The 21,424-nt window shown below is 64.0% G+C and carries 20 protein-coding genes and 1 tRNA gene; 1 reads left to right on the forward strand and 20 read right to left on the reverse strand.

The window, feature by feature from the left end; genetic code table 11:
• Positions 1-6: 6 nt before the first annotated feature.
• The 15 genes from nuoH to VMJ11_RS03380 all read right to left on the reverse strand — a co-directional run bounded on the left by nuoH (position 7) and on the right by VMJ11_RS03380 (position 15,450).
• Positions 7-1,071 carry an NADH-quinone oxidoreductase subunit NuoH gene (gene nuoH / locus VMJ11_RS03310; protein WP_325616868.1) on the reverse strand — a complete coding sequence of 355 codons (1,065 nt, stop codon included), beginning with the start codon at positions 1,069-1,071 and terminating at the stop codon, positions 7-9.
• On the reverse strand, positions 1,072-3,405 hold the full coding sequence (gene nuoG, locus VMJ11_RS03315) for an NADH-quinone oxidoreductase subunit NuoG (RefSeq protein WP_325616870.1): 2,334 nt from the start codon (positions 3,403-3,405) through the stop codon (positions 1,072-1,074). It abuts the gene before it with no gap.
• Between the two features lie 104 nt (positions 3,406-3,509).
• Positions 3,510-4,838 (reverse strand): NADH-quinone oxidoreductase subunit NuoF, encoded by a 1,329-nt coding sequence (gene nuoF / locus VMJ11_RS03320; RefSeq protein ID WP_325616872.1) that lies wholly within the window; start codon positions 4,836-4,838, stop codon positions 3,510-3,512.
• Positions 4,835-5,320, reverse strand: a complete 486-nt coding sequence (gene nuoE, locus VMJ11_RS03325) for an NADH-quinone oxidoreductase subunit NuoE (RefSeq protein WP_325616874.1) — start codon at positions 5,318-5,320, stop codon at positions 4,835-4,837. The genes nuoF and nuoE overlap by 4 nt, the downstream gene beginning before the upstream one ends.
• A gap of 154 nt (positions 5,321-5,474) precedes the next feature.
• Positions 5,475-6,728 carry an NADH-quinone oxidoreductase subunit D gene (locus VMJ11_RS03330; protein ID WP_325616876.1) on the reverse strand — a complete coding sequence of 418 codons (1,254 nt, stop codon included), beginning with the start codon at positions 6,726-6,728 and terminating at the stop codon, positions 5,475-5,477.
• 9 nt (positions 6,729-6,737) lie between these two features.
• Positions 6,738-7,343, reverse strand: a complete 606-nt coding sequence (locus VMJ11_RS03335) for an NADH-quinone oxidoreductase subunit C (RefSeq protein WP_325616878.1) — start codon at positions 7,341-7,343, stop codon at positions 6,738-6,740.
• Between the two features lie 21 nt (positions 7,344-7,364).
• Positions 7,365-7,844, reverse strand: coding sequence for a NuoB/complex I 20 kDa subunit family protein (locus tag VMJ11_RS03340; protein ID WP_027819582.1), 480 nt, complete (start codon positions 7,842-7,844; stop codon positions 7,365-7,367).
• Between the two features lie 72 nt (positions 7,845-7,916).
• Complete coding sequence (locus tag VMJ11_RS03345) at positions 7,917-8,276, reverse strand: NADH-quinone oxidoreductase subunit A (RefSeq protein ID WP_325616880.1); 360 nt, start codon at positions 8,274-8,276, stop codon at positions 7,917-7,919.
• Positions 8,277-8,439: 163 nt separating this feature from the next.
• A tRNA-Leu gene (locus tag VMJ11_RS03350) sits at positions 8,440-8,524 on the reverse strand.
• A gap of 111 nt (positions 8,525-8,635) precedes the next feature.
• Positions 8,636-9,025, reverse strand: a complete 390-nt coding sequence (gene secG, locus VMJ11_RS03355; protein ID WP_325616882.1) for a preprotein translocase subunit SecG — start codon at positions 9,023-9,025, stop codon at positions 8,636-8,638.
• 91 nt (positions 9,026-9,116) lie between these two features.
• Entirely contained in the window at positions 9,117-9,899 is a 783-nt protein-coding gene (gene tpiA, locus VMJ11_RS03360; RefSeq protein ID WP_325616884.1) for a triose-phosphate isomerase, read from the reverse strand.
• A 168-nt stretch (positions 9,900-10,067) separates the two neighbouring features.
• Complete coding sequence (locus VMJ11_RS03365; protein ID WP_325616886.1) at positions 10,068-11,084, reverse strand: NAD(P)H-quinone oxidoreductase; 1,017 nt, start codon at positions 11,082-11,084, stop codon at positions 10,068-10,070.
• A 145-nt stretch (positions 11,085-11,229) separates the two neighbouring features.
• Complete coding sequence (gene pnp, locus VMJ11_RS03370; protein WP_325616888.1) at positions 11,230-13,389, reverse strand: polyribonucleotide nucleotidyltransferase; 2,160 nt, start codon at positions 13,387-13,389, stop codon at positions 11,230-11,232.
• A gap of 332 nt (positions 13,390-13,721) precedes the next feature.
• Positions 13,722-13,991, reverse strand: a complete 270-nt coding sequence (gene rpsO, locus VMJ11_RS03375) for a 30S ribosomal protein S15 (protein WP_028226251.1) — start codon at positions 13,989-13,991, stop codon at positions 13,722-13,724.
• Between the two features lie 166 nt (positions 13,992-14,157).
• Positions 14,158-15,450, reverse strand: coding sequence for a branched-chain amino acid ABC transporter substrate-binding protein (locus tag VMJ11_RS03380; RefSeq protein WP_325616892.1), 1,293 nt, complete (start codon positions 15,448-15,450; stop codon positions 14,158-14,160).
• A 192-nt stretch (positions 15,451-15,642) separates the two neighbouring features.
• On the opposite strand from VMJ11_RS03380, the gene VMJ11_RS03385 reads away from it, so the two are divergent.
• Positions 15,643-16,200, forward strand: a complete 558-nt coding sequence (locus VMJ11_RS03385) for a hypothetical protein (protein WP_414694287.1) — start codon at positions 15,643-15,645, stop codon at positions 16,198-16,200.
• A gap of 135 nt (positions 16,201-16,335) precedes the next feature.
• On the opposite strand, the gene VMJ11_RS03390 is transcribed toward VMJ11_RS03385, so the two are convergent.
• The 5 genes from VMJ11_RS03390 to ilvN all read right to left on the reverse strand — a co-directional run.
• Positions 16,336-17,880, reverse strand: a complete 1,545-nt coding sequence (locus VMJ11_RS03390) for a 2-isopropylmalate synthase (protein ID WP_325616894.1) — start codon at positions 17,878-17,880, stop codon at positions 16,336-16,338.
• A 369-nt stretch (positions 17,881-18,249) separates the two neighbouring features.
• Positions 18,250-19,125 (reverse strand): CDP-diacylglycerol--serine O-phosphatidyltransferase, encoded by an 876-nt coding sequence (pssA, locus tag VMJ11_RS03395; RefSeq protein WP_325616896.1) that lies wholly within the window; start codon positions 19,123-19,125, stop codon positions 18,250-18,252.
• Between the two features lie 12 nt (positions 19,126-19,137).
• Entirely contained in the window at positions 19,138-19,791 is a 654-nt protein-coding gene (locus tag VMJ11_RS03400; RefSeq protein ID WP_325616898.1) for a phosphatidylserine decarboxylase, read from the reverse strand.
• Positions 19,792-19,950: 159 nt separating this feature from the next.
• Entirely contained in the window at positions 19,951-20,967 is a 1,017-nt protein-coding gene (gene ilvC, locus VMJ11_RS03405; RefSeq protein ID WP_325616900.1) for a ketol-acid reductoisomerase, read from the reverse strand.
• A 142-nt stretch (positions 20,968-21,109) separates the two neighbouring features.
• A partial coding sequence (gene ilvN / locus VMJ11_RS03410) for an acetolactate synthase small subunit (RefSeq protein ID WP_325616902.1) occupies positions 21,110-21,424 on the reverse strand: 315 nt, incomplete at its 5' end.

Genomic DNA, 21,424 nt, shown 5'->3' on the forward strand with positions numbered 1-21,424 from the left:
GCCCCCTTATTTCCAGATGCTCAACGGCGACATGTACCAGAAGCCGACCACGATCAGCCACACGACGCAGACCGGAATGAACACCTTCCAGCCGAGACGCATGATCTGGTCATAGCGGTAACGCGGAAACGTTGCGCGGGCCCAGATGAAGATCGACAGCAGGCAGAAGACCTTCAGCACCAGCCAGAACACGCCGGGGATGAACTCGAGGAAAGCGAACGGCGCGCTCCAGCCGCCAAGGAACAGCACCGAGGCGAGCGCGGAGATCACGATCATGTTGATGTACTCGGCGAGGAAGAACAGCGCGAACGCCATACCCGAGTAAACGATCATGTGACCCGCGACGATTTCCGACTCGCCTTCCACCACGTCGAACGGATGGCGGTTCGTTTCGGCAATGCCCGAGATGAAGTAGACAACGAACATCGGCAGGAGCGGCAGCCAGTTCCACGAGAGGAACGTGATGCCCCAGCTCGCGAATATGCCGCGCATCTGGCCGCCCACGATGTCCGAGAGATTCAGGCTGCCCGACACCATCAGCACGACGACGAGCGCGAAGCCCATTGCGATTTCGTACGACACCATCTGCGCCGCGGCGCGCATCGCGCCAAGGAACGCGTACTTCGAGTTCGAAGCCCAGCCCGCGAGAATCACGCCGTAGACGCCAATCGACGAGATCGCCATCACGTACAGCAGGCCCGCGTTGATGTCGCCGAGCACCGCGCCCGCCTGGAACGGAATCACCGCCCAGACCGCGAACGCCGGCACCACCACCATGATCGGCGCGACCATGTAGATCCAGCGGCTCGCCTGCGCGGGCTGAATGACTTCCTTCAGGAGCAGCTTCAGCACGTCGGCGATTGGCTGCAGGAGACCCGCAGGCCCCACGCGATTCGGGCCCAGACGCACGTGCATCCAGCCGATCAGCTTGCGCTCCCAGAGGATCAGGTACGCGACGCACAACAGGATCACCACCGCGACGACGAGAATTCGCACCAGCGCCCACACCGTGGGCCATGCCACGCCGAGCAGCTGGCTGCCGCCTGCATTGATCGTATCGAACAAGCTCATTTACGCCTTCTCCACCAGCAGTTCACCGAACAGGCTGCCGAGTTGCGCACCGGCCGGCGTTGCCGCCGACACGCGCACCACCGTCGGCGCAAGATTCGCATCGCGCGTCGCGGGCGCGGTCACCGAGAGCTCGCCCTGGCGCACACGAACCGCGTCGCCTTCCTTCAGACCAAGCTGATCGAAGTATGCAGCCGGCAGGCCAATGGTGTTCGCCACGCGGGCCGCCGTCGTGAGTTGCAGCGCTTCGCCGCGGCGCACGATCGGGTCCGCGTGATAGATCGGCACGTCGGCGATGCGCTCGAAGCGACCTTCAACCGCTTTCGTGAGGCTGCCGCGTGCGGGCGTGGCGGCCGTCTTGTTCGAGAGGCGACCTTCGATGCTGCCGTCGCCGAGTGCCTTGCGGCGCACTTCTTCCGCCGTGTCGTATTCGAAGCCAGGAGCGCCGAGCAACGTGCCGAGCACGCGCAGGACCTTCCAGGCCGGACGCGTGTCGCCCAGCGCGCGCACGACGCCGTTGAACGTCTGGATCGTGCCTTCGGCGTTGACGAACGTGCCCGACGTTTCCGTGAACGGCGCGATGGGCAACAGCACGTCGGCGTAGTCGAGGCCCGTCTTGTACGGCGAGAACACGGCGACCATTTCCGCCTGCGCGAGCGCGGCGCGCGCGGCAGCAGGATTCGCCGTATCGAATTCCGGCTCGATGTTGAAGAGCAGATAGCCCTTGCGCGGCTGTTCGAACGCTTCGCGCGCATTCAGGCCATCGCGGCCCGGCAGCGCACCCGCGAGGTGCGCGCCGACCGTGTTGGCGCTTTCCGTGAGGAAGCCGAGCGTGGCGCCCGTCGTTTCGGCGATGAACTGCGCAGCCGCGTGCAGATGCGAGAATTCCGGGTGCTGGACCGCGGCGTTGCCGAGGAGCACGAAGCGGCGCTCGCCGCTCGCGAGCGATGCGGCGACCTGCTTCGTGGCTTCGGTTGCCTGTGCACCCGCGAAGCCTTCGGGCAGCGCGACGCCCTTCGCCTCGGCGACGGCGGCGGCGACCGAGACCAGCTCGTCGACCCACGCCGAAGGCGCTGCGACGATGCGCTGCGCGTTCGGGATCAGCGACCCGTCGGCCGTAGCTTGCAGGAACGTCACCTGCGCGCCGCCCTTCGCAGCCTGGCGCAGACGCGCGGCGAAGAGCGCGTGGTCGCGGCGCAGGAACGAGCCGATCACGAATGCCGAGTCGGCATACGAGAGGTCGGCAATCTTCGTGCCGAGCCACGGCGCGCCTGCCAGCGGCGCCGAGAAGTCGCTCTGGCGCAGACGGAAATCGACGTTCGGCGTGCCGATCGCGTCCGCGAGCTGCTTCACGAGGTAGAGTTCTTCGGTCGTGCTGTGCGGGCTGACCAGCGCGGCGAGCATGTTCTCGCCGTGTTCATCGCTGATGCCCTTGATGCCCTTCACGACGTATTCGAGCACCGTCTGCCAGTCAGTCTCGACCCACTCGCCGCCATGCTTGATCATCGGGCGCGTGAGACGGTCTTCGCTGTTCAGGCCTTCATACGAGAAGCGGTCCTTGTCCGAGATCCAGCATTCGTTGATGGATTCGTTCTCGAACGGCAGCACGCGCATCACACGGTTGTTCTTCACCTGCACGACGAGGTTCGCACCCGTGCCGTCGTGCGGGCTCACCGACTTGCGGCGCGAGAGTTCCCACGTACGCGCCGAGAAGCGGAACGGCTTGCTCGTGAGCGCACCGACCGGGCACAGGTCGATCATGTTGCCTGAGAGTTCCGAGTCGACCGTCTTGCCGAGGAACGTGCTGATCTCCGAATGCTGCCCGCGGCCGAGCATGCCGAGTTCCATCACGCCGGCGATTTCGTCGCCGAAGCGCACGCAGCGCGTGCAGTGAATGCAGCGCGTCATCTCTTCCATCGAGATGAGCGGGCCGACGTTCTTGTGGAACACGACGCGCTTTTCTTCGCTGTAGCGCGACGCCGACTTGCCGTAACCGACGGCCAGATCCTGCAACTGGCATTCGCCGCCCTGATCGCAGATCGGGCAGTCGAGCGGGTGGTTGATCAGCAGGAATTCCATCACGGCTTGCTGACCCTGCACGGCCTTGTCCGACATCGTGCGCACGACCATGCCTTGCGACACCGGGGTCGCGCACGCAGGCACGGCCTTCGGCATCTTCTCGACATCGACGAGGCACATCCGGCAGTTGGCCGCGATGGAGAGCTTCTTGTGATAGCAGAAGTGCGGAATGTACGTGTCGACCCGCTGCGCAGCCTGGATCACCATGCTGCCCTCGGGCACCTGCACCTTCTTGCCGTCTATTTCAAGTTCAACCATGATGGTTAATCGTCCCTAACCTGTTACCGCTCCAGTTCACAGCGGCATTCCACGTTGCGTCGTGCTACGCGGTTCGCGCACAACGCGCCGTCCCTGCCCGCCGATCAGGCGGCCACCGTTTCAGAGGCCGCGTGCGAGCCGGCATGTCCGCCGACGAGACAACGCTTGTTGTGCACGTGATATTCGAATTCGTCCCAGTAGTGCTTGAGCATGCCCCGCACCGGCATGGCCGCCGCGTCGCCGAGCGCGCAGATCGTGCGGCCCATGATGTTGCCCGCCACCGAGTTCAGCAGGTCCAGGTCTTCCTGGCGGCCCTGGCCGTGCTCGATGCGGTTCACCACGCGGTACAGCCAGCCCGTGCCTTCGCGGCACGGCGTGCACTGGCCGCACGACTCTTCGTAATAGAAGTACGACAGACGCAGCAGCGAGCGCACCATGCAGCGCGTTTCGTCCATGACGATGACCGCGCCAGAGCCGAGCATCGAGCCCTGCTTGGCGATCGAGTCATAGTCCATGTCGGTCTGCATCATCAGATCGCCTGGAATGACCGGCGCCGACGAGCCGCCCGGAATCACGGCCTTGAGCTTCTTGCCGCCGCGCACGCCGCCGGCCAGCTCCATGAGCTTCGCGAACGGGGTGCCGAGCGGGATCTCGTAGTTACCGGGACGCTCCACGTCGCCCGAGATCGAGAAGATCTTCGTGCCGCCGTTGTTCGGCTTGCCGAGCTCCATGTAGGCCTGTGGGCCGACAGTGAGCAGGAAGGGCACAGCGGCGAACGTCTCGGTGTTGTTGATCGTGGTGGGCTTGCCATACACGCCGAAGCTCGCCGGGAACGGCGGCTTGAAGCGCGGCTGGCCCTTCTTGCCTTCGAGCGATTCGAGCAGCGCCGTTTCCTCGCCGCAGATGTACGCGCCGTAACCGTGGTGCGCGTGCAGCTGGAACGAGAAGTCCGTGCCGAGAATGTTGTCGCCGAGCAAGCCCGCCTGGCGCGCCTCTTCCAGCGCGGCCTCGAAGCGGCGATATACCTCGAAGATCTCGCCGTGGATGTAGTTGTAGCCCACGGTGATACCCATCGCGTACGCGCCGATCGCCATGCCTTCGATCACGGCATGGGGATTCCAGCGCAGGATGTCGCGATCCTTGAACGTGCCCGGCTCGCCTTCGTCCGAGTTGCAGACGAGATACTTCTGGCCCGGGAACTGGCGCGGCATGAAGCTCCACTTCAGGCCCGTCGGGAAGCCCGCACCGCCGCGGCCGCGCAGTCCGCTCGCCTTCACATCGGCGATCACCTGCTCGGGCGGAATCTTCTCCTCGAGAATACGGCGCAGCTGCTTGTAGCCGCCGCGCGCGACGTAGTCTTCGAGATGCCAGTTCTCGCCATTGAGGCCCGCGAGAATCAGCGGCTTGATGTGACGGTCGTGCAACGAAGTCATTTCGAAAGCTCCTCGAGCAGCTGGTCGATCTTCTCGCGGCTCATGAAGCTGCACATGCGATGGTTGTTCACGAGCAGCACCGGTGCATCGCCACACGCGCCCATGCACTCACCTTCCTTCAAGGTGAACTTGCCGTCGGGCGTGGTTTCGCCGAAGTCGATACCGAGCTTGTGCCTCAGGTATTCGGCGGCGCTCTCCGAGCCGCCATCCGGGCCGAGCTGGCACGGCAGGTTCGTGCAGAGCGTGATCTTGTGCTTGCCGACCGGCTTCGTCTCGAACATCGTGTAGAAGGTGGCGACTTCCTCGACCGCGACGGGCGGCATGCCAAGGTAGTCGGCCACGAACTGCATGAGTTCAGGCGACAGCCAGCCATGCTCTTCCTGAGCAACGGCCAAAGCCGCCATCACGGCGGACTGCTTCTGATCGGCGGGGTACTTCGTCAACGCGCGATCGATTTCTTTCAGGCCTTCAGCTGAGATCATTTTTCAGACACGACTCATTCAATTCCTACCGTTGCAATTCCCGCCAGACAAAATCCTGCCGCGCGTAAAGCGTTCTTGCTCGCTACGACAGACGTGGCGTTCCCGGTATCTCGCCGCGCGCCAGTCCTGCCTGGCCGCGCTGGCAGTTTGCTGCTTAGCGGTCGATTTCGCCGAACACGATGTCCTGCGTACCGATGATCGTAACCGCGTCGGCGATCATGTGTCCGCGCGCCATTTCATCGAGCGCGGACAGGTGGGCGTAACCCGGCGCACGGATCTTCAGACGATACGGCTTGTTCGCACCATCTGACACCAGGTAGATGCCGAATTCACCCTTCGGATGTTCGACGGCAGCGTACGCTTCGCCTTCGGGCACGTGGAAGCCTTCGGTGAAGAGCTTGAAGTGGTGAATCAGCTCTTCCATGTTCGACTTCATGTTCACGCGCGACGGCGGCGCAACCTTGTGATTGTCGATCATCACGGGGCCGGGATTCTTGCGCAGCCACTCAATGCACTGTTTCGCAATACGGGTGGACTGGCGCATTTCCTCGACGCGCACGAGATAGCGGTCGTAGCAGTCGCCGTTCACGCCCACCGGAATGTCGAAGTCCATCTGATCGTAGACTTCGTACGGCTGCTTCTTGCGCAGATCCCACTCGATGCCCGAACCGCGCAGCATCGCGCCGGTCAGGCCGAGCTGCATGGCGCGCTCGGGGCTCACCACGCCGATGCCGACGAGACGCTGCTTCCAGATGCGGTTGTCGGTGAGGAGCGTTTCGTACTCGTCGACGCAGCCCGGGAAGCGCGTGAAGAAGTCGTCGATGAAGTCCAGCACCGAGCCCTGGCGCGCTTCGTTCATTCTCGCGAGCGCCTTCTCGTTGTGGATCTTCGACGCCTTGTATTGCGGCATTGCGTCGGGCAGATCGCGGTAGACGCCGCCCGGACGGTAGTAGGCCGCGTGCATGCGCGCGCCCGACACTGCCTCATAGACGTCCATCAGGTCTTCGCGCTCACGGAACGCGTAGAGGAACACGGCCATCGCGCCGACGTCGAGCGCGTGCGAGCCGATCCACATCAGGTGGTTCAGCACGCGCGTGACTTCGTCGAACAGCACGCGGATGTACTTCGCGCGCAGCGGCGGCTCGATACCGAGCAGCTTTTCGATGGCGAGCACATAGCCGTGCTCGTTGACCATCATCGACACGTAGTCGAGACGGTCCATGTATGGCACCGACTGGATGAACGTTTTGCTCTCGGCAAGCTTTTCCGTCGCGCGATGCAGCAGGCCGATGTGCGGATCGGCGCGCTGGATCACTTCGCCGTCGAGCTCGAGCACGAGGCGCAGCACGCCGTGCGCTGCCGGGTGCTGCGGGCCGAAGTTGAGCGTGTAGTTCTTGATCTCTGACATGCGACCCTCTTAGTGTTTCCTCAGACCACCGTAGTGATCCTCGCGGATCACGCGCGGCGTGATCTCGCGCGGCTCGATCGTGACCGGCTGGTAAACCACGCGCTTCTGCTCCGGGTCGTAACGCATTTCGACGTAGCCGGAAACCGGGAAGTCCTTGCGGAACGGGTGGCCGATGAAGCCATAGTCGGTCAGGATGCGGCGCAGGTCGGGGTGACCTTCGAAGACGATGCCGAACAGGTCGAATGCCTCGCGCTCGTACCAGTTGGCCGAATTCCAGATCTCGACGACCGAGGGCACGATGGGCACTTCGTCGTCCGGCGCGAACGCGCGCAGGCGCAGGCGCCAGTTGTTTGCGAGGGAGAGCAGTTGCGACACCGCAGCGAAGCGCGGGCCTTCCCAGGCGCCGTCGCCGTAGGTCTGGTAATCGACGCCGCACAGGTCGATCAGTTGCTCGAATCGCAGCGAGGGATTGTCGCGCAGCTCCTTGGCCACGCCGAGGTACTCACCCGCCTTGACGACCAGCGTCAGCTCGCCGAGCGCCTCGGTGAGGCTGACGATGCGCGCGCCAAGGGCCGCTTCGAGGTTCGCTTTCAGGGTCTCGAGTTTGCTTGCCATATTGTGGGGAGGCCGCGGCCTTTATTGACGGGCAATGGTGCTGGTGCGGCGAATCTTCGCCTGCAACTGGATCACCCCGTAAACCAGGGCTTCCGCGGTCGGCGGGCAACCCGGCACGTAGACATCGACCGGCACGATGCGGTCGCACCCGCGTACGACCGAATACGAATAGTGGTAGTAGCCGCCGCCGTTGGCGCACGACCCCATCGAGATGACCCAGCGCGGCTCGGCCATCTGGTCGTAGACCTTGCGCAGCGCGGGCGCCATCTTGTTGCACAGCGTGCCGGCGACGATCATGACGTCGGACTGCCGCGGACTCGGACGGAATACCACGCCAAAACGGTCGAGGTCATAGCGGGCCGCGCCCGCGTGCATCATCTCGACCGCGCAACACGCCAGACCGAACGTCATCGGCCACAGGGAGCCGGTGCGCGTCCAGTTGATCAGTTTGTCGGCCGTCGTGGTGACAAACCCTTCCTTCAAGACCCCTTCGATACTCATGTGCTTTCCACTCCAGACGGGTGGCCCGCAGTTCTCCCCGCAGACCGCCCATGCTATCCGGCGATTAACCCATTATTCCCAGTCGAGACCACCTTTCTTCCAGATGTAGGCAAAGCCCAGCAGGAATTCGAGCAGAAACACCATCATCGCCAGGAACCCCGGCCAGCCGATGTCGCGCAGGGCCACACCCCACGGAAACAGGAACGCCGTTTCGAGGTCGAAGATGATGAAAAGGATGGCCACCAGGTAGTAGCGTACGTCGAACTTCATGCGCGCGTCTTCGAACGCTTCGAAGCCGCACTCGTACGGCGAATTCTTTTCGCTGTCTGGCCGGTTGGGACCGAGGATCTTGCCAATTGTAACCAGCGCTACGCCCAGACCAATACCCACGAGGAGGAACAGAAGGACGGGGAAATAGGCAGCGAGGTTCAAGGCTATCCTCTATATCGGTTGGTTCGAGGTTCCGCAGGAACTTCTATCGCTCCGCGGGAATCACTTCACGTACTTCGCGCTGCGAACAGAAAACGAACACGACGTAAGAAGCAAAAATGCCAGCCGAAGCTGAAGCAAGCGGCTGGCATTTTGTAGATAACATTGGTGCCGACGGCGAGACTCGAACTCGCACAGCTTTCGCCACTACCCCCTCAAGATAGCGTGTCTACCAATTTCACCACGTCGGCACTACATGCAATCCGGGACAACAATTCTTTGCAACCCGCGAATCGCTTCAAGACTTAAATTCTAACTTGTTTCGGCTCTTTGTTCAATGCACAAAAACAAGTTTTTCAGAATTATTTCGGAACATCGTTGCCCGGGTTCGATGCCGCTGCAGCCGGCGAAGCCGCCGCCGGAGCAGAGGCCACCGGTGCCGAAGCAACGGGAGCCGAGGCTACGACCGGGGCTGGAACGGAACCGCCCAGCACGCCCGCCGAAGGCTTCGCATGATACGACCCCAAGTAAGTTAACGCAAGCGTCGAGACGAAAAACACCGTTGCAAGCACCGCAGTGGTGCGCGACAGGAAGTTCGCGGAACCACTTGCACCGAACAGGCTGCCCGACGCGCCGCTGCCGAACGCGGCGCCCATGTCAGCTCCTTTGCCGTGCTGCAGCAACACGAGGCCGATCACCCCGAGCGCCGACAGAAGCTGGACGACGATAATCAACGTTTTCAAATACAGCATCACACTCACCTGAGTCCTGGTTGAACGCCCGCCCCTGGAGCAGACGCATTAGCAGCCCGCACGGACGCTATTTTCGCCCGCGCGCAAGCCTTTAGCCCGCGACGCTCGCACCCGCCGCAGCGGCCGCACAGATCGCGAGGAAATCTCCGTCTTTCAACGACGCACCGCCGATCAGGCCGCCATCGATATCGGCCTGACGGAAGAGCTCCGCCGCATTTTCCGGCTTCACGCTGCCGCCGTAGAGCAGCGGCACGTCCGCGACCTGCGCGCCCTTGGCCGCGAGGCGCGCACGCAGGAACGCGTGCACCTGCTGCGCCTGCTCCGAGCTCGCGCTCTTGCCCGTGCCGATCGCCCACACCGGCTCGTACGCAACGACGATGCGTGTGGCCTCTTGCGCCGACAGCGCGGCGAGCACCGCTTCGAGCTGCGCGCCGACTACGCGTTCGGTGGCGCCCGATTCGCGCTCCTCGAGCGTCTCGCCCACACAGACGATGGGCGTGAGGCCCGCTGCGAGCGCGCGCTGCGCCTTCACCGCGACGACTTCGGAAGTTTCGCCGTGGTAAGCACGACGCTCCGAGTGACCGACGATCGCAAATGCCGCTTCGAAGTCGGCGATCATGCCCGCTGCGACCTCGCCGGTGTACGCGCCGTGTTCATGCGCGGAAACGTCCTGCGCGCCCCACAGGACACGGCTGCCGCCGAGTAATGCCTGCGCCTGCGCGAGGTACGGGAACGGCACGCACACGCCTACGCGCACGTCCGACGGCAGCGCTTGTGCACCGCGCGCGACGCCTTCGAGCAATGCCGCATTGGCCGCGAGGCGGCCATGCATCTTCCAGTTACCGACTACGAGCTTCGATCGTTGTTTCGTCATTGTTTCGGTTGCTGTTAAAAGCGGACGCAAAACACGTAATTTTACTGCGTGAAATCCAGGCGGGTCAAACCACCCACCTGGGTCGCGCAAAAAATACCTGCAAAAAAGCCCGAAAAATCAAGCACGAGCCGGCGCGAACGCCTTAAACCGGCCCGCACCGCCCGAGCGTCAGGCGGCCACGCCCCAATCGAGCACGATTTTGCCGATGTGCTCGCTGCTTTCCATTAGCGCGTGCGCTTCGGCGGCCTGCGCGGCGGGGAACACGCGGAATATGACCGGCTTGATGCGACCCTCTTCGATGAGCGGCCAGACCTTCGCTTTCAGTTCCTGCGCGATCTGGGCCTTGAACTCGATCGGGCGCGCGCGCAGGGTCGAGCCCGTGATCGTCAGCCGGCGACGCAGGATCTCTTGCGCGTTCAACTCGGCCTTCGAGCCGCCGAGCGTAGCGATCAGCACGACGCGTCCACCGTCAGCCAGCGCCGAAAGCTCGCGCGGCAGGTAGCCGCCTGCCACCATGTCGAGAATCACGTCCACACCGCGATCGTTCGTGAGCGCCTTCACGACCTCGACGAAATCCGCAGTGCGATAGTTGATCGCACGGTCGGCGCCAAGTTGCTCGCAGGCGCGGCACTTGTCGTCGGAGCCGGCGGTCGCGAACACGCGAAACCCGAGAGCGTGCGCGATCTGGATAGCCGTCACGCCGATGCCGCTCGATCCGCCCTGCACGAGCAGCGTCTCGTTCTCGCCGCCCTCGCCCTTGCCGAGGTAGGCGCGCTGGAACACGTTGCTCCACACCGTAAAGAAGGTCTCCGGCAGCGACGCCGCCTCGACGTCGGTGAGGCCCTTCGGCACCGGCAAGCATTGGCCGAGCGGCGCGACGGCGTACTCGGCATATCCTCCGCCCGCAATCAGCGCGCACACGCGATCACCGATTTTCAGGCCGAACGGATTGTTCTTCTCGTCGATCGAGCCGCCCACGATCTCGCCCGCCACTTCGAGGCCCGGCAGGTCCGTAATGCCGGGCGGCGGCGCATATGAGCCCTTGCGCTGGAACACGTCGGGACGGTTCACGCCCGAAGCGCTCACCTTGATCAGCACCTCGCCAGCCTTCGGCTCGGGGGTCGGCCGTTCGGCCAGCTTGAGCACGTCCGGCGCACCGAATTCGGTAATCTCGACTGCCTTCATCTCGCTTCTCCCAGGGCTTGGAGCCCCCGTCTGGATGGCGTTGCGCACGCGCCGGGACTAGCGCATTCGCAATGCCATCCACCCTCATTGTCATAAAAAACGGCCGGCGCGTTATGCACGCTGCCGGCCGTTCGCGCTTGCCGCTTTACTGCTGCGGTTCGCCCTGCGGTGCGCCGCCCGCATTACCACCATTCGCCTGCTCATTGAGCAGCGCCTTGGCGGACAGGCGCACGCGGCCCTTCTCGTCCGTCTGGATGACCTTGACCTTCACGATCTGGCCTTCCTTCAGGTAGTCGTTGATGTCCTTGATGCGCTCGTTGGCGATCTCAGAGATGTGCAGCAGGCCGTCCTTGCCCGGCAGCAGGTTCACGATCGCGCCGAAATCGAGCAGCTTGAGGACCGCGCCCTCGTACACCTGGCCCACTTCCACTTCTGCCGTGATGTTCTCGATGCGCTTCTTCGCTTCGGCCATGCCTTCGCTCGACGTGCTCGCGATGGTCACGACACCGTCGTCGGAGATGTCGATGGTCGTGCCGGTTTCTTCGGTCAGCGCGCGGATCACCGAACCGCCCTTGCCAATCACGTCGCGGATCTTTTCCGGGTTGATCTTGATGGTGATCATGCGCGGAGCGTACGCCGACAGTTCCGTGTTCACGCCCGAAACCGCCGAGGTCATCTTGCCGAGGATGTGCATGCGGCCTTCCTTCGCCTGCGCGAGCGCGACCTGCATGATTTCCTTCGTGATGCCCTGGATCTTGATGTCCATCTGCAGCGCGGTCACGCCAGCTTCCGTGCCCGCGACCTTGAAGTCCATGTCGCCGAGGTGATCTTCGTCGCCGAGGATGTCGGTCAGGACGGCGAACTTGTTGCCTTCGAGGATCAGGCCCATGGCGATGCCCGCAACGTGCGCCTTCATCGGCACGCCGGCGTCCATCAGCGCGAGGCAGCCGCCGCAGACCGAAGCCATCGACGACGAACCGTTCGACTCGGTGATTTCCGAGACCACGCGGATCGAGTAGCCGAACTCTTCGGCACTCGGCAGGCACGCGACGAGCGCGCGCTTAGCGAGACGGCCGTGGCCAATTTCACGGCGCTTGGGCGAGCCCACGCGGCCCGTTTCGCCGGTCGCGAACGGGGGCATGTTGTAGTGGAGCATGAAGCGATCACGGAACTCGCCTTCGAGCGCGTCGATGATCTGCTCGTCGCCCTTGGTGCCGAGCGTCGCCACAACCAGCGCCTGCGTTTCGCCGCGCGTGAAGAGCGCCGAACCGTGGGTGCGCGGCAGCACGCCCGTGCGGATCTCGATCGGGCGCACCGTGCGCGTGTCGCGGCCGTCGATGCGCGGCTCGCCGTTCAGGATCTGCGAGCGGACGATCTTCGCTTCGAGGTCGAACACGATATTGCCGACCGTGGCCTTGTCGGCCGCCGTCGTGCCGGCCGCAGCCGCTTCTGCCTCGAGCTTCGCCGAGGTCGCCGAGTAGACTTCCTTCAGCTTGGACGAACGCTGCTGCTTGTCGCGCAGCTGGTACGCGGCGAGCAGGTCGTTGTAGGCGATGTCCGTGACGCGCGCGATGAGCGCTTCGTCCTTCGGCGCCGGCTGCCAGTCCCACTCGGGCTTGCCGCCTTCACGCACGAGTTCGTGGATCGCGTCGATGGCCGTTTGCATCTGCTCGTGGCCGAACACGACCGCGCCGAGCATCACGTCTTCCGGCAGCTGGTCGGCTTCCGACTCCACCATCAGCACCGCGCGCTCGGTACCGGCCACGACGAGGTCGAGGCGCGATTCCTTGATTTGCGAGCGAGTGGGGTTCAGCACGTACTCGTTGTTGATGTAGGCCACGCGAGCCGCGCCCACCGGGCCATTGAACGGCAGGCCCGAAACCGCCAGGGCCGCCGACGCGCCGATGAGCGCGGGAATGTCAGCCGGGACTTCCGGGTTGATCGACAGGACGTGGATCACGACCTGCACTTCGTTGTAGAAGCCTTCCGGGAAAAGCGGACGCAGCGGACGGTCGATCAGGCGCGAGATCAGCGTCTCGCCTTCCGACGGACGGCCTTCGCGACGGAAGAAGCCACCCGGGATCTTGCCGGCCGAGTAGGTCTTTTCGATGTAGTCGACGGTGAGCGGGAAGAAGTCCTGGCCCGGCTTGGCGGTCTTCGCGCCGACGACGGTCGCGAGCACGACGGTGTCTTCGACGTCGACAAGGACGGCGCCGCTCGCCTGACGGGCGATCTCACCGGTTTCGAGGCGCACGTTGTGCTGGCCCCATTTGAATTCCTTCACGACTTTATTGAACATGGTCATGGTCACTCACTCCTTACTCATTTGTTATGCGTTGTCCGCACACGCGGGCGACGCGGCAAGACAGGTTACGGCACCGCGCAGGTAGAGGAGTGTTATGCCATTCCAGCGAATCGCGCGGGTGCGACACGACTGCGTCGCGCCCGTGACACGTCGCCGCGCACGATCTGCTGGAATGACACAAAGCTCTGCCTCGAGGGCCGGCCCTGCTGCTTGAACTTCTGCTACTACCTTGTGCTTTCGAAGGGCGCCCAACGCATGAAGCGCACCGTTCAAAAAACAAAATGCCTGCATCAGCGGAACTGACACAGGCATCTTTGTGAAAGACCTTCCGGTTACTTGCGCAGACCCAGCTTTTCGATCAGCGCGCGGTAACGATCAGCGTCCTTGCCCTTCAGGTAGTCGAGCAGCTTGCGGCGGCGGCTCACCATGCGCAGCAGACCGCGGCGGCTGTGGTGATCCTTGGCGTGCGACTTGAAGTGCGCGGTCAGTTCGTTGATACGCGACGTCAGGAGCGCAACCTGAACTTCGGGCGAACCCGTGTCATTCGTGCCGCGCGCGAATTGCGCGACGACTTCGGACTTCTTGATATCTGCTACGGACATTTTGCTTTTCCTTTAAAACAAACTAGCGGTCACGGAAGAAAGGCCGTGCCGTGGCTTGGTTCCTACTGCCTTGCCGTGAAATACGACAAGGGGCGTATTGTAGCACAGCCCGCATTTGCCGCGAACCGGGCGTGTAGTGGGCTTATACCGGGGTTGTAGCGGGCGTTCATGGCCGCTTCATGCGGCAAACCGTGGCGGGCACGGTGCGCTCCGCGGGCAGCGCCAGCACCGTGCGAAAGCCGTAGCCCGAGCCCTCGTTGTCGTAGCGCACGCCGGGTGTGCCCTGCTTGTCCATCTGCATCACGTAAAGGGGCTGGATCGCCTGATGATCGTCGGCGCGCATCCATATCGGGTGAAAGCCATTGGTCAAACGCATGCCCTCCAGCGCCGTCGCGACCGCGGCGGGATCGGCCGTGCCGGCCTTCGTCATGGCCTGCGCGAGCATTTCCACCATCATCGACATGCGCAGCACCGGGTAGTCGTCCTGGGCGGCCGGGTAGCGGGCGCGGAAGGCCGCGTACCAAGCGTCGGAAGCCGCACCGCCCGCGTTCGGGTGCCACTCGGCCACGGCGATCACGCGCTTCACGCCCGCTTCGCCGAGCGCGGCCGGCGCGCCGAGGCTGTTGCCGTAGAACGTGTAGAACTTCGTGTCGAGCCCCTGCTCGCGCGCGGCCTTGACAAGCAGCGTGAGGTCGTTGCCCCAGTTGCCCGTGACGACGGCGTCGGCGCCCGCCGCGCGGATCTTGGCGATGTACGGCGCGAAGTCCTTCACGCGGCCGATCGGGTGGAATTCATCGCCGACGATGGCGATGTCGGGGCGATCCTTCGCGAGCGTCTCACGCGCAAGCGCACTCACGTCGTGGCCGAAGCTGTAGTCCTGGTTCAGCAGATACACCTTCTTCACCGACTTGTCCGCGGCGATCACGTCCGCGAGCGCATCCATGCGCATGCCCGCGTGTGCGTCGAAGCGGAAGTGCCAGAAACTGCACTTCGCATTGGTGAGCGCGGGGTCGTCGGCGGAATAGTTGAGGAAGAGCGCGCGGTTCTCGGGCTCGCGCGTGTTCTGCCGGTCGATCGCCGTCACCAGCGCGGCCGCCACCGCCGAGCTGTTGCCCTGCAGCACATAGCCGATGTGGCGATCCTGAGCTGCGCGCAACTGCACGAGCGCCGCCTCGGCGCTGCCCTTGCTGTCGAGCACGACGAGTTCGAGCGGATGCCGCCCGTCGCGCAGCGCGACGCCGCCGCGCGCATTGACACGCTCCACGCCGAAACGCAGGTTGCGCTCGACGGCCGCGCCCGCGTCCGCGAACGGGCCGGACATGCCTTCGATCAACGCGAGCTGGATCGGCTTGCCCGCCGGCGCGTCGTCCGCCTGCGCGCCGGCCGCGGCCGTGAGCCCGGCCGCCAGCGCCGCTGCCATGGCGAGCACTGCCGCCGCGAGCCTCATTCGTGCCTTCATGCGCTCATCCTTTTTCCTGTGCCAACCGGTTATTCATTCGAAAGCGCGGATCATAGGCCGCGAGACGGTGCCACGGCAAGGCCGGCCGCGCTCGCTCAACGAGACAAGCCAGGCCCGCGCGCACCGCGCGACATGTCAAAATAAGAGATCCACATTCACGGCGGTCGTCGGAACCTGCCATCGGGGGACATCATGTTCATGCGCTTTTCAACCTCGCTTGCGATGCGTATGCGCTCCGGCAGGCGCCGGGCGCGCCTCGCGCTCCTCGCCGGTACGGGCGCACTCGCCCTTGCGCTCTCCGGCTGCGTGCAGCCGTGGCAGCAATTCCATGCGGGTGACGACGCACAAGCCGTCCTCGCCCGCTTCGGGCCGCCGGCCGAAATCTACAATCTGCCCGATGGCGGCAAGCGCCTGATGTGGCCAACCCAGCCGATGGGCGAAACCACCACGGCCGCCGACATCGACGCCAACGGCAAGGTCGTGAACGTGCGCCAGGTGCTGCAGCCCAACGAGTTCTATCGTGCGGAGATCGGCAAGTGGACCCGCGCCGATGTGCTCGTGAACTTCGGCCGCCCGGTCGAGACCGCGTACTTCCCGCTGATGAAAAAGGAAGCGTGGACCTACCGTTATCAGGAAGACAACGTGTGGTACATGCTGTACAGCTTCTACTTCGACGAACAGGGCATTCTGCGGCTCACGCAAAAGACGCCCGACCCGCTGCACGACCCGGACCAGCGCAGCATGTTCTGATCGGGCAACGCCGGCTGCGCTTCGCTGTATGGATAGAAGAAACCCCCGCGCTCTTGCGAGCGCGGGGGTTTTACTTTGCCAGCCGAGGCGGCGAGATACGGGGCGAACCAGCGGAGCGAACCGCCCCGCCACCGCTTACGAGCGCTGCGGATTGAGCTTGTCGCCCGAGTACAGCTTGTTGAGCGCCGAGATATACGCCTTCGCCGAAGCGGCGACGATATCGGGATCGGTGCCCACGCCGTTGACGATGCGGCCCGCCTTCGACAGACGCACCGTCACTTCGCCCTGCGCCTGCGTACCGGTCGTGATCGCGTTCACCGAGTACAGCAACAGCTCCGAGCCGCTGCCGACTTCGGTTTCGATCGCGTTGAGCGTGGCGTCCACGGGGCCGTTGCCCGCCGCTTCGCCCGTCACTTCCTTGCCGTCGGCGGAGAACACGACGCGCGCGTGCGGCCGCTCGCCCGTTTCCGAGTGCTGCGCGAGCGAGATGAACTTGAAGTGCTCCTTCTCCTGCGCCTCGGCCGACTCTTCGGTGACGATCGCGATGATGTCTTCGTCGAAGATTTCGGACTTGCGGTCGGCGAGTTCCTTGAAGCGCGCGAACGCATTGTTGAGTTCGGCTTCGCTGTCGAGCTGGATGCCGAGCTCCTGCAGACGCTGCTTGAACGCGTTGCGGCCCGAGAGCTTGCCGAGCACGATCTTGTTCGCGCTCCAGCCCACGTCTTCCGCGCGCATGATCTCGTAGGTGTCGCGCGCCTTGAGCACGCCATCCTGGTGGATGCCCGAAGCGTGAGCAAAGGCGTTCGCGCCCACCACGGCCTTGTTTGGCTGCACGACGAAACCCGTGATCTGCGAAACGAGCTTCGAGGCCGGCACGATCTGCGTGGTGTCGATGCCGAGATCGAGGCCGAAGTAGTCCTTGCGCGTCTTCACGGCCATCACGATCTCTTCGAGCGAGGTGTTGCCCGCGCGTTCGCCAAGACCGTTGATCGTGCATTCCACCTGGCGCGCGCCGCCGATCTGCACGCCGGCCAGCGAGTTCGCCACGGCCATGCCGAGGTCGTTGTGGCAGTGCACCGAGAACACGGCCTTGTCCGAGTTCGGGATGCGCTCGCGCAGCGTCTTGACGAGATTGCCGTACAGCTCGGGAACGCCGTAGCCAACCGTATCGGCGATGTTGATCGTCGTCGCGCCTTCGTTGATGACCGCTTCGAGCACACGGCACAGGAAGTCCATGTCCGAGCGGCTGCCGTCTTCCGGTGAGAACTCCACGTCGTTCGTGAACTTGCGCGCGAAGCGCACGGCCAGCTTCGCCTGCTCGAGCACCTGCTCGGGCGACATGCGCAGCTTCTTCTCCATGTGCAGCGCCGAAGTGGCGATGAACGTGTGGATGCGGAAGTGGTCGGCGGGCTGGAGCGCGTCGGCAGCGCGCTGGATGTCCTTGTCGTTCGCGCGCGCGAGCGAGCAGATCGTGCTGTCCTTCACGAGGCCTGCGATCGTGTGGATCGCGTCGAAGTCGCCGTTCGAGCTGGCCGCGAAGCCCGCCTCGATGACGTCGACCTTCATGCGCTCGAGCTGCTTCGCGATGCGGATTTTCTCTTCCTTCGTCATCGACGCGCCAGGCGACTGCTCGCCGTCACGCAACGTCGTATCGAAGATGATGAGCTTGTCTGCTGCCATTTCGGGTCTCCAGGAGGGACTTGTTCAGTGTCGAAAAACGGATTTTGGGTGTTCGCGCCACCGTTGGCGACGCTGACAATGAACGAAGCAGACGGAGGGCGAGCGGGATCAGCGCGGCAGGCGCGCTAGCGCTAGCGTGCCTGGTAGCGCGCCGGCTTGAAGAGAAAAGAGGGGGAGCTGGATGGTGTCCATCCCGCCGACTATAGCCGGAATCCGCCGATAGCGCAATTGGAGGAGACCTGCGCGGACAGCCGGCGGAGGACGGCCTGCGCGCAATGGTCTGACAGCGGCGCACCTCGCATACGGGCCCATGCAAAAAGGGCCGTGCTCACGCACAGCCCTCTTCTCATTGATCCCAGCACCAGCGCCCTAGCGCTCTCGCGGCAGCGAGCGCGCCGGATTCGAGCGTCCGCGCGCGGCCTGCCAGGCCCAGAATACGTAGCCCGAAAGGCCATACAGCACGAACAGCCCGAACAGCATGAGCGGCGGATCGGACGAAACGAGCACGAACGCCACCACCACGAGCAGCGTGGCCGCGAACGGCACGCGGTGGCGCACGTCGAGCGCCTTGCCGCTGTAGAACGGCGCGTTCGATACCATCGTCACGCCCGCGTAAATCGTCAGCACGAAGGCCACCCACGGCAGCCACGCGAGCTTCACCGGTACGCGGTTGTCGGTGGCGAGCCAGACGAAGCCGGCGATCAGCGCGGCCGCAGCGGGGCTTGGCAGCCCCTGGAAGAAGCGCTTGTCCACCACGCCGATGTTCGTGTTGAAGCGCGCGAGACGCAGCGCGGCGCCCGAACAATAGACGAAGGCCGCGAGCCAGCCCCAGCGCCCGAGATCCTTGAGCACCCATTCGTACATCACGAGCGCGGGCGCCACGCCAAACGACACCATGTCCGAGAGGCTGTCGAACTGCTCGCCGAACGCACTTTGCGAGTGCGTCATGCGCGCAACGCGGCCGTCCATCCCGTCGAGCACCATCGCCACGAAAATGGCGATGGCCGCCACCTCGAAGCGCACGTTCATGGCCTGCACGACCGCGAAAAAGCCGCAAAAGAGCGCCGCGGTCGTGAACGCGTTGGGCAGCAGGTAGATACCGCGCTTCTTGAGGAACTCCTGGCGCGCCGCGCGCCGGTTCGCGGCGACGCCCACCGGCTCCTGCACGGACTTGTTACGGCGAAACGGCCGCGGCAGCGGCGCGCCGGCCGGGTTACGGGGTCGACGCGGTTTGAATCCGGCCATCGCAACCCTCCTTTATGCCGATTGCGTCGGCAATTCGGCGAGGATCGTCGACGAGGCGGACACCTTTTCGCCGATCGACACGCGCGGGCGGCTGCCCACCGGCAGGTACACGTCGACACGCGAGCCGAAGCGGATGAAGCCGTATCGCTGGCCGCGCGAAAGCGGCTCGCCCGCACGCACGTAGCACAGAATGCGGCGCGCGATGAGCCCCGCGATCTGCACCGAGGTCACGGTCGTGCCGTCGGCCATCGTCAGCACCACGGCGTTGCGCTCGTTTTCGGTCGAAGCCTTCTCGATGGCGGCGTTCAGGTACGCGCCCGGGAAATACTCGACCTTGGCGACGGCGCCGTCCACCGGCGAGCGTTGCGAGTGCACATTGAACACGTTCATGAACACGCTGATCTTGAGCGCTTCGCGATTCGCATACGGGTCGTGCGCGGTTTCCACGGCGACGATGCGGCCATCGGCGGGGCACAGCACGGCGTTGGCCTGGGTGGGGATCGGGCGCGGCGGGTCGCGGAAGAACTGGACGACGAAGATCAGGATCAGCCAGAACGGCCACGCGAGTCCGAAGCCTGCGACCGCATGGATCAAGAGCGCCACGACAGCCGCAATGGCGATGAACGGCCAGCCTTCGCGCGCGATGATCGGATGGGGGTAATTCATGGTGGCTTCGCTGTTATTTTGAAAACCGTAGCATAACAAAAGCCGCCCAGGGTTCATCCCACCTGGGCGGCTTTTTCGGGTCTGACTCAGGTCCGACCCGGACCCGACTGAAGCGCGGCAGCGCGAAGCCGCATGCGCAATCAGCAGGACAACGTCAGATTAGTTCTTCGACTGGTCGACGAGCTTGTTCTTCGCGATCCACGGCATCATCGCGCGCAGCTTGCCACCGACCACTTCGATCTGGTGCTCGGCGCCCAGACGGCGACGCGATTGCAGCGTCGGCGCGCCGGCCTTGTTCTCGAGGATGAAGCTCTTCGCGTACTCGCCGGTCTGGATGTCCTTCAGGACGTCCTTCATCACCTTCTTCGTTTCTTCGGTGATGATGCGCGGACCCGTCACGTACTCGCCGTACTCGGCGTTGTTCGAGATCGAGTAGTTCATGTTCGCGATGCCGCCTTCGTAGATCAGGTCGACGATCAGCTTCAGCTCGTGCAGGCACTCGAAGTACGCCATTTCCGGCGCGTAGCCCGCTTCGACCAGCGTTTCGAAACCAGCCTTGATCAGGTCGACGGTACCGCCGCACAGCACGGCCTGCTCGCCGAACAGGTCGGTTTCGGTTTCTTCGCGGAAGTTCGTTTCGATGATGCCGGCACGGCCGCCGCCGTTCGCTGCTGCGTACGACAGGGCGATGTCACGCGCTGCGCCCGACTTGTCCTGGTGCACGGCGATCAGGTGCGGAACGCCGCCGCCTTGCGAGTACGTGCCGCGAACCGTGTGGCCCGGGGCCTTCGGCGCGATCATGATGACGTCCAGATCGGCACGCGGGATCACCTGACCGTAGTGGACGTTGAAGCCGTGCGCGAACGCGAGCGCTGCGCCGTTCTTGATGTTCGCGTGCACTTCCTTCGCGTAGACATCGGCGATCTGCTCGTCGGGCAGGAGCATCATGACGACGTCGGCGTTCTTCACCGCTTCGGCCACTTCCTTGACCGCGAGGCCGGCGTTCTCAGCCTTGCTCCACGAAGCACCACCCTTGCGCAGGCCGACCGTCACGTTCACGCCGCTGTCCTTGAGGTTCAGCGCGTGGGCGTGGCCTTGCGAGCCGTAACCGATGATCGTGACCTGCTTGCCCTTGATGAGGGAGAGATCGGCGTCCTTGTCGTAGAAAACTTTCATGTTGGTTCCTTGGCGAGAGTCTGGTGAAATTCGGTACTGCTATTAGCCTTGCTGCACCGGATGCGTCACGGGGCGTGTGCTGCGCGCCGCATCCGGCCAGGGTTCGGTGATCAATCGACGACCTGAAATGACGGGCCGGGGGTCACACCTTCAGAATGCGCTCTCCGCGCCCGATGCCCGAGCCGCCCGTACGGACGGTTTCGAGAATCGCGGTCGCGTCGAGCGCCTCGATGAACGCGTCGAGCTTGTCGCTCGCACCCGTCAGTTCGATCGTGTAGGTTTTTTCGGTGACGTCGATGATACGGCCGCGGAAAATATCCGCCATCCGCTTCATCTCCTCACGTTCCTTGCCGACCGCCCTTACCTTGATCAGCATCAGCTCGCGCTCGATGTGGGCGCCCTCGGTAAGGTCGACCACTTTCACCACCTCGATCAGGCGGTTCAGATGCTTCGTGAT

Origin of the sequence: Paraburkholderia sp., from assembly GCF_035501035.1 — a bacterium.
GTDB lineage: Bacteria > Pseudomonadota > Gammaproteobacteria > Burkholderiales > Burkholderiaceae > Paraburkholderia.

Bases quoted from the DNA above. Each gene is read 5' to 3' on its own strand.
- nuoH (WP_325616868.1), bottom strand. From the start codon at position 1,071: ATGAGCTTGTTCGATACGATCAATGCAGGCGGCAGCCAGCTGCTCGGC.
- nuoG (WP_325616870.1), bottom strand. From the start codon at position 3,405: ATGGTTGAACTTGAAATAGACGGCAAGAAGGTGCAGGTGCCCGAGGGC.
- nuoF (WP_325616872.1), bottom strand. From the start codon at position 4,838: ATGACTTCGTTGCACGACCGTCACATCAAGCCGCTGATTCTCGCGGGC.
- nuoE (WP_325616874.1), bottom strand. From the start codon at position 5,320: ATGATCTCAGCTGAAGGCCTGAAAGAAATCGATCGCGCGTTGACGAAG.
- VMJ11_RS03330 (WP_325616876.1), bottom strand. From the start codon at position 6,728: ATGTCAGAGATCAAGAACTACACGCTCAACTTCGGCCCGCAGCACCCG.
- VMJ11_RS03335 (WP_325616878.1), bottom strand. From the start codon at position 7,343: ATGGCAAGCAAACTCGAGACCCTGAAAGCGAACCTCGAAGCGGCCCTT.
- VMJ11_RS03340 (WP_027819582.1), bottom strand. From the start codon at position 7,844: ATGAGTATCGAAGGGGTCTTGAAGGAAGGGTTTGTCACCACGACGGCC.
- secG (WP_325616882.1), bottom strand. From the start codon at position 9,025: ATGCTGTATTTGAAAACGTTGATTATCGTCGTCCAGCTTCTGTCGGCG.
- tpiA (WP_325616884.1), bottom strand. From the start codon at position 9,899: ATGACGAAACAACGATCGAAGCTCGTAGTCGGTAACTGGAAGATGCAT.
- VMJ11_RS03365 (WP_325616886.1), bottom strand. From the start codon at position 11,084: ATGAAGGCAGTCGAGATTACCGAATTCGGTGCGCCGGACGTGCTCAAG.
- pnp (WP_325616888.1), bottom strand. From the start codon at position 13,389: ATGACCATGTTCAATAAAGTCGTGAAGGAATTCAAATGGGGCCAGCAC.
- rpsO (WP_028226251.1), bottom strand. From the start codon at position 13,991: ATGTCCGTAGCAGATATCAAGAAGTCCGAAGTCGTCGCGCAATTCGCG.
- VMJ11_RS03380 (WP_325616892.1), bottom strand. From the start codon at position 15,450: ATGAAGGCACGAATGAGGCTCGCGGCGGCAGTGCTCGCCATGGCAGCG.
- VMJ11_RS03385 (WP_414694287.1), top strand. From the start codon at position 15,643: ATGTTCATGCGCTTTTCAACCTCGCTTGCGATGCGTATGCGCTCCGGC.
- VMJ11_RS03390 (WP_325616894.1), bottom strand. From the start codon at position 17,880: ATGGCAGCAGACAAGCTCATCATCTTCGATACGACGTTGCGTGACGGC.
- pssA (WP_325616896.1), bottom strand. From the start codon at position 19,125: ATGGCCGGATTCAAACCGCGTCGACCCCGTAACCCGGCCGGCGCGCCG.
- VMJ11_RS03400 (WP_325616898.1), bottom strand. From the start codon at position 19,791: ATGAATTACCCCCATCCGATCATCGCGCGCGAAGGCTGGCCGTTCATC.
- ilvC (WP_325616900.1), bottom strand. From the start codon at position 20,967: ATGAAAGTTTTCTACGACAAGGACGCCGATCTCTCCCTCATCAAGGGC.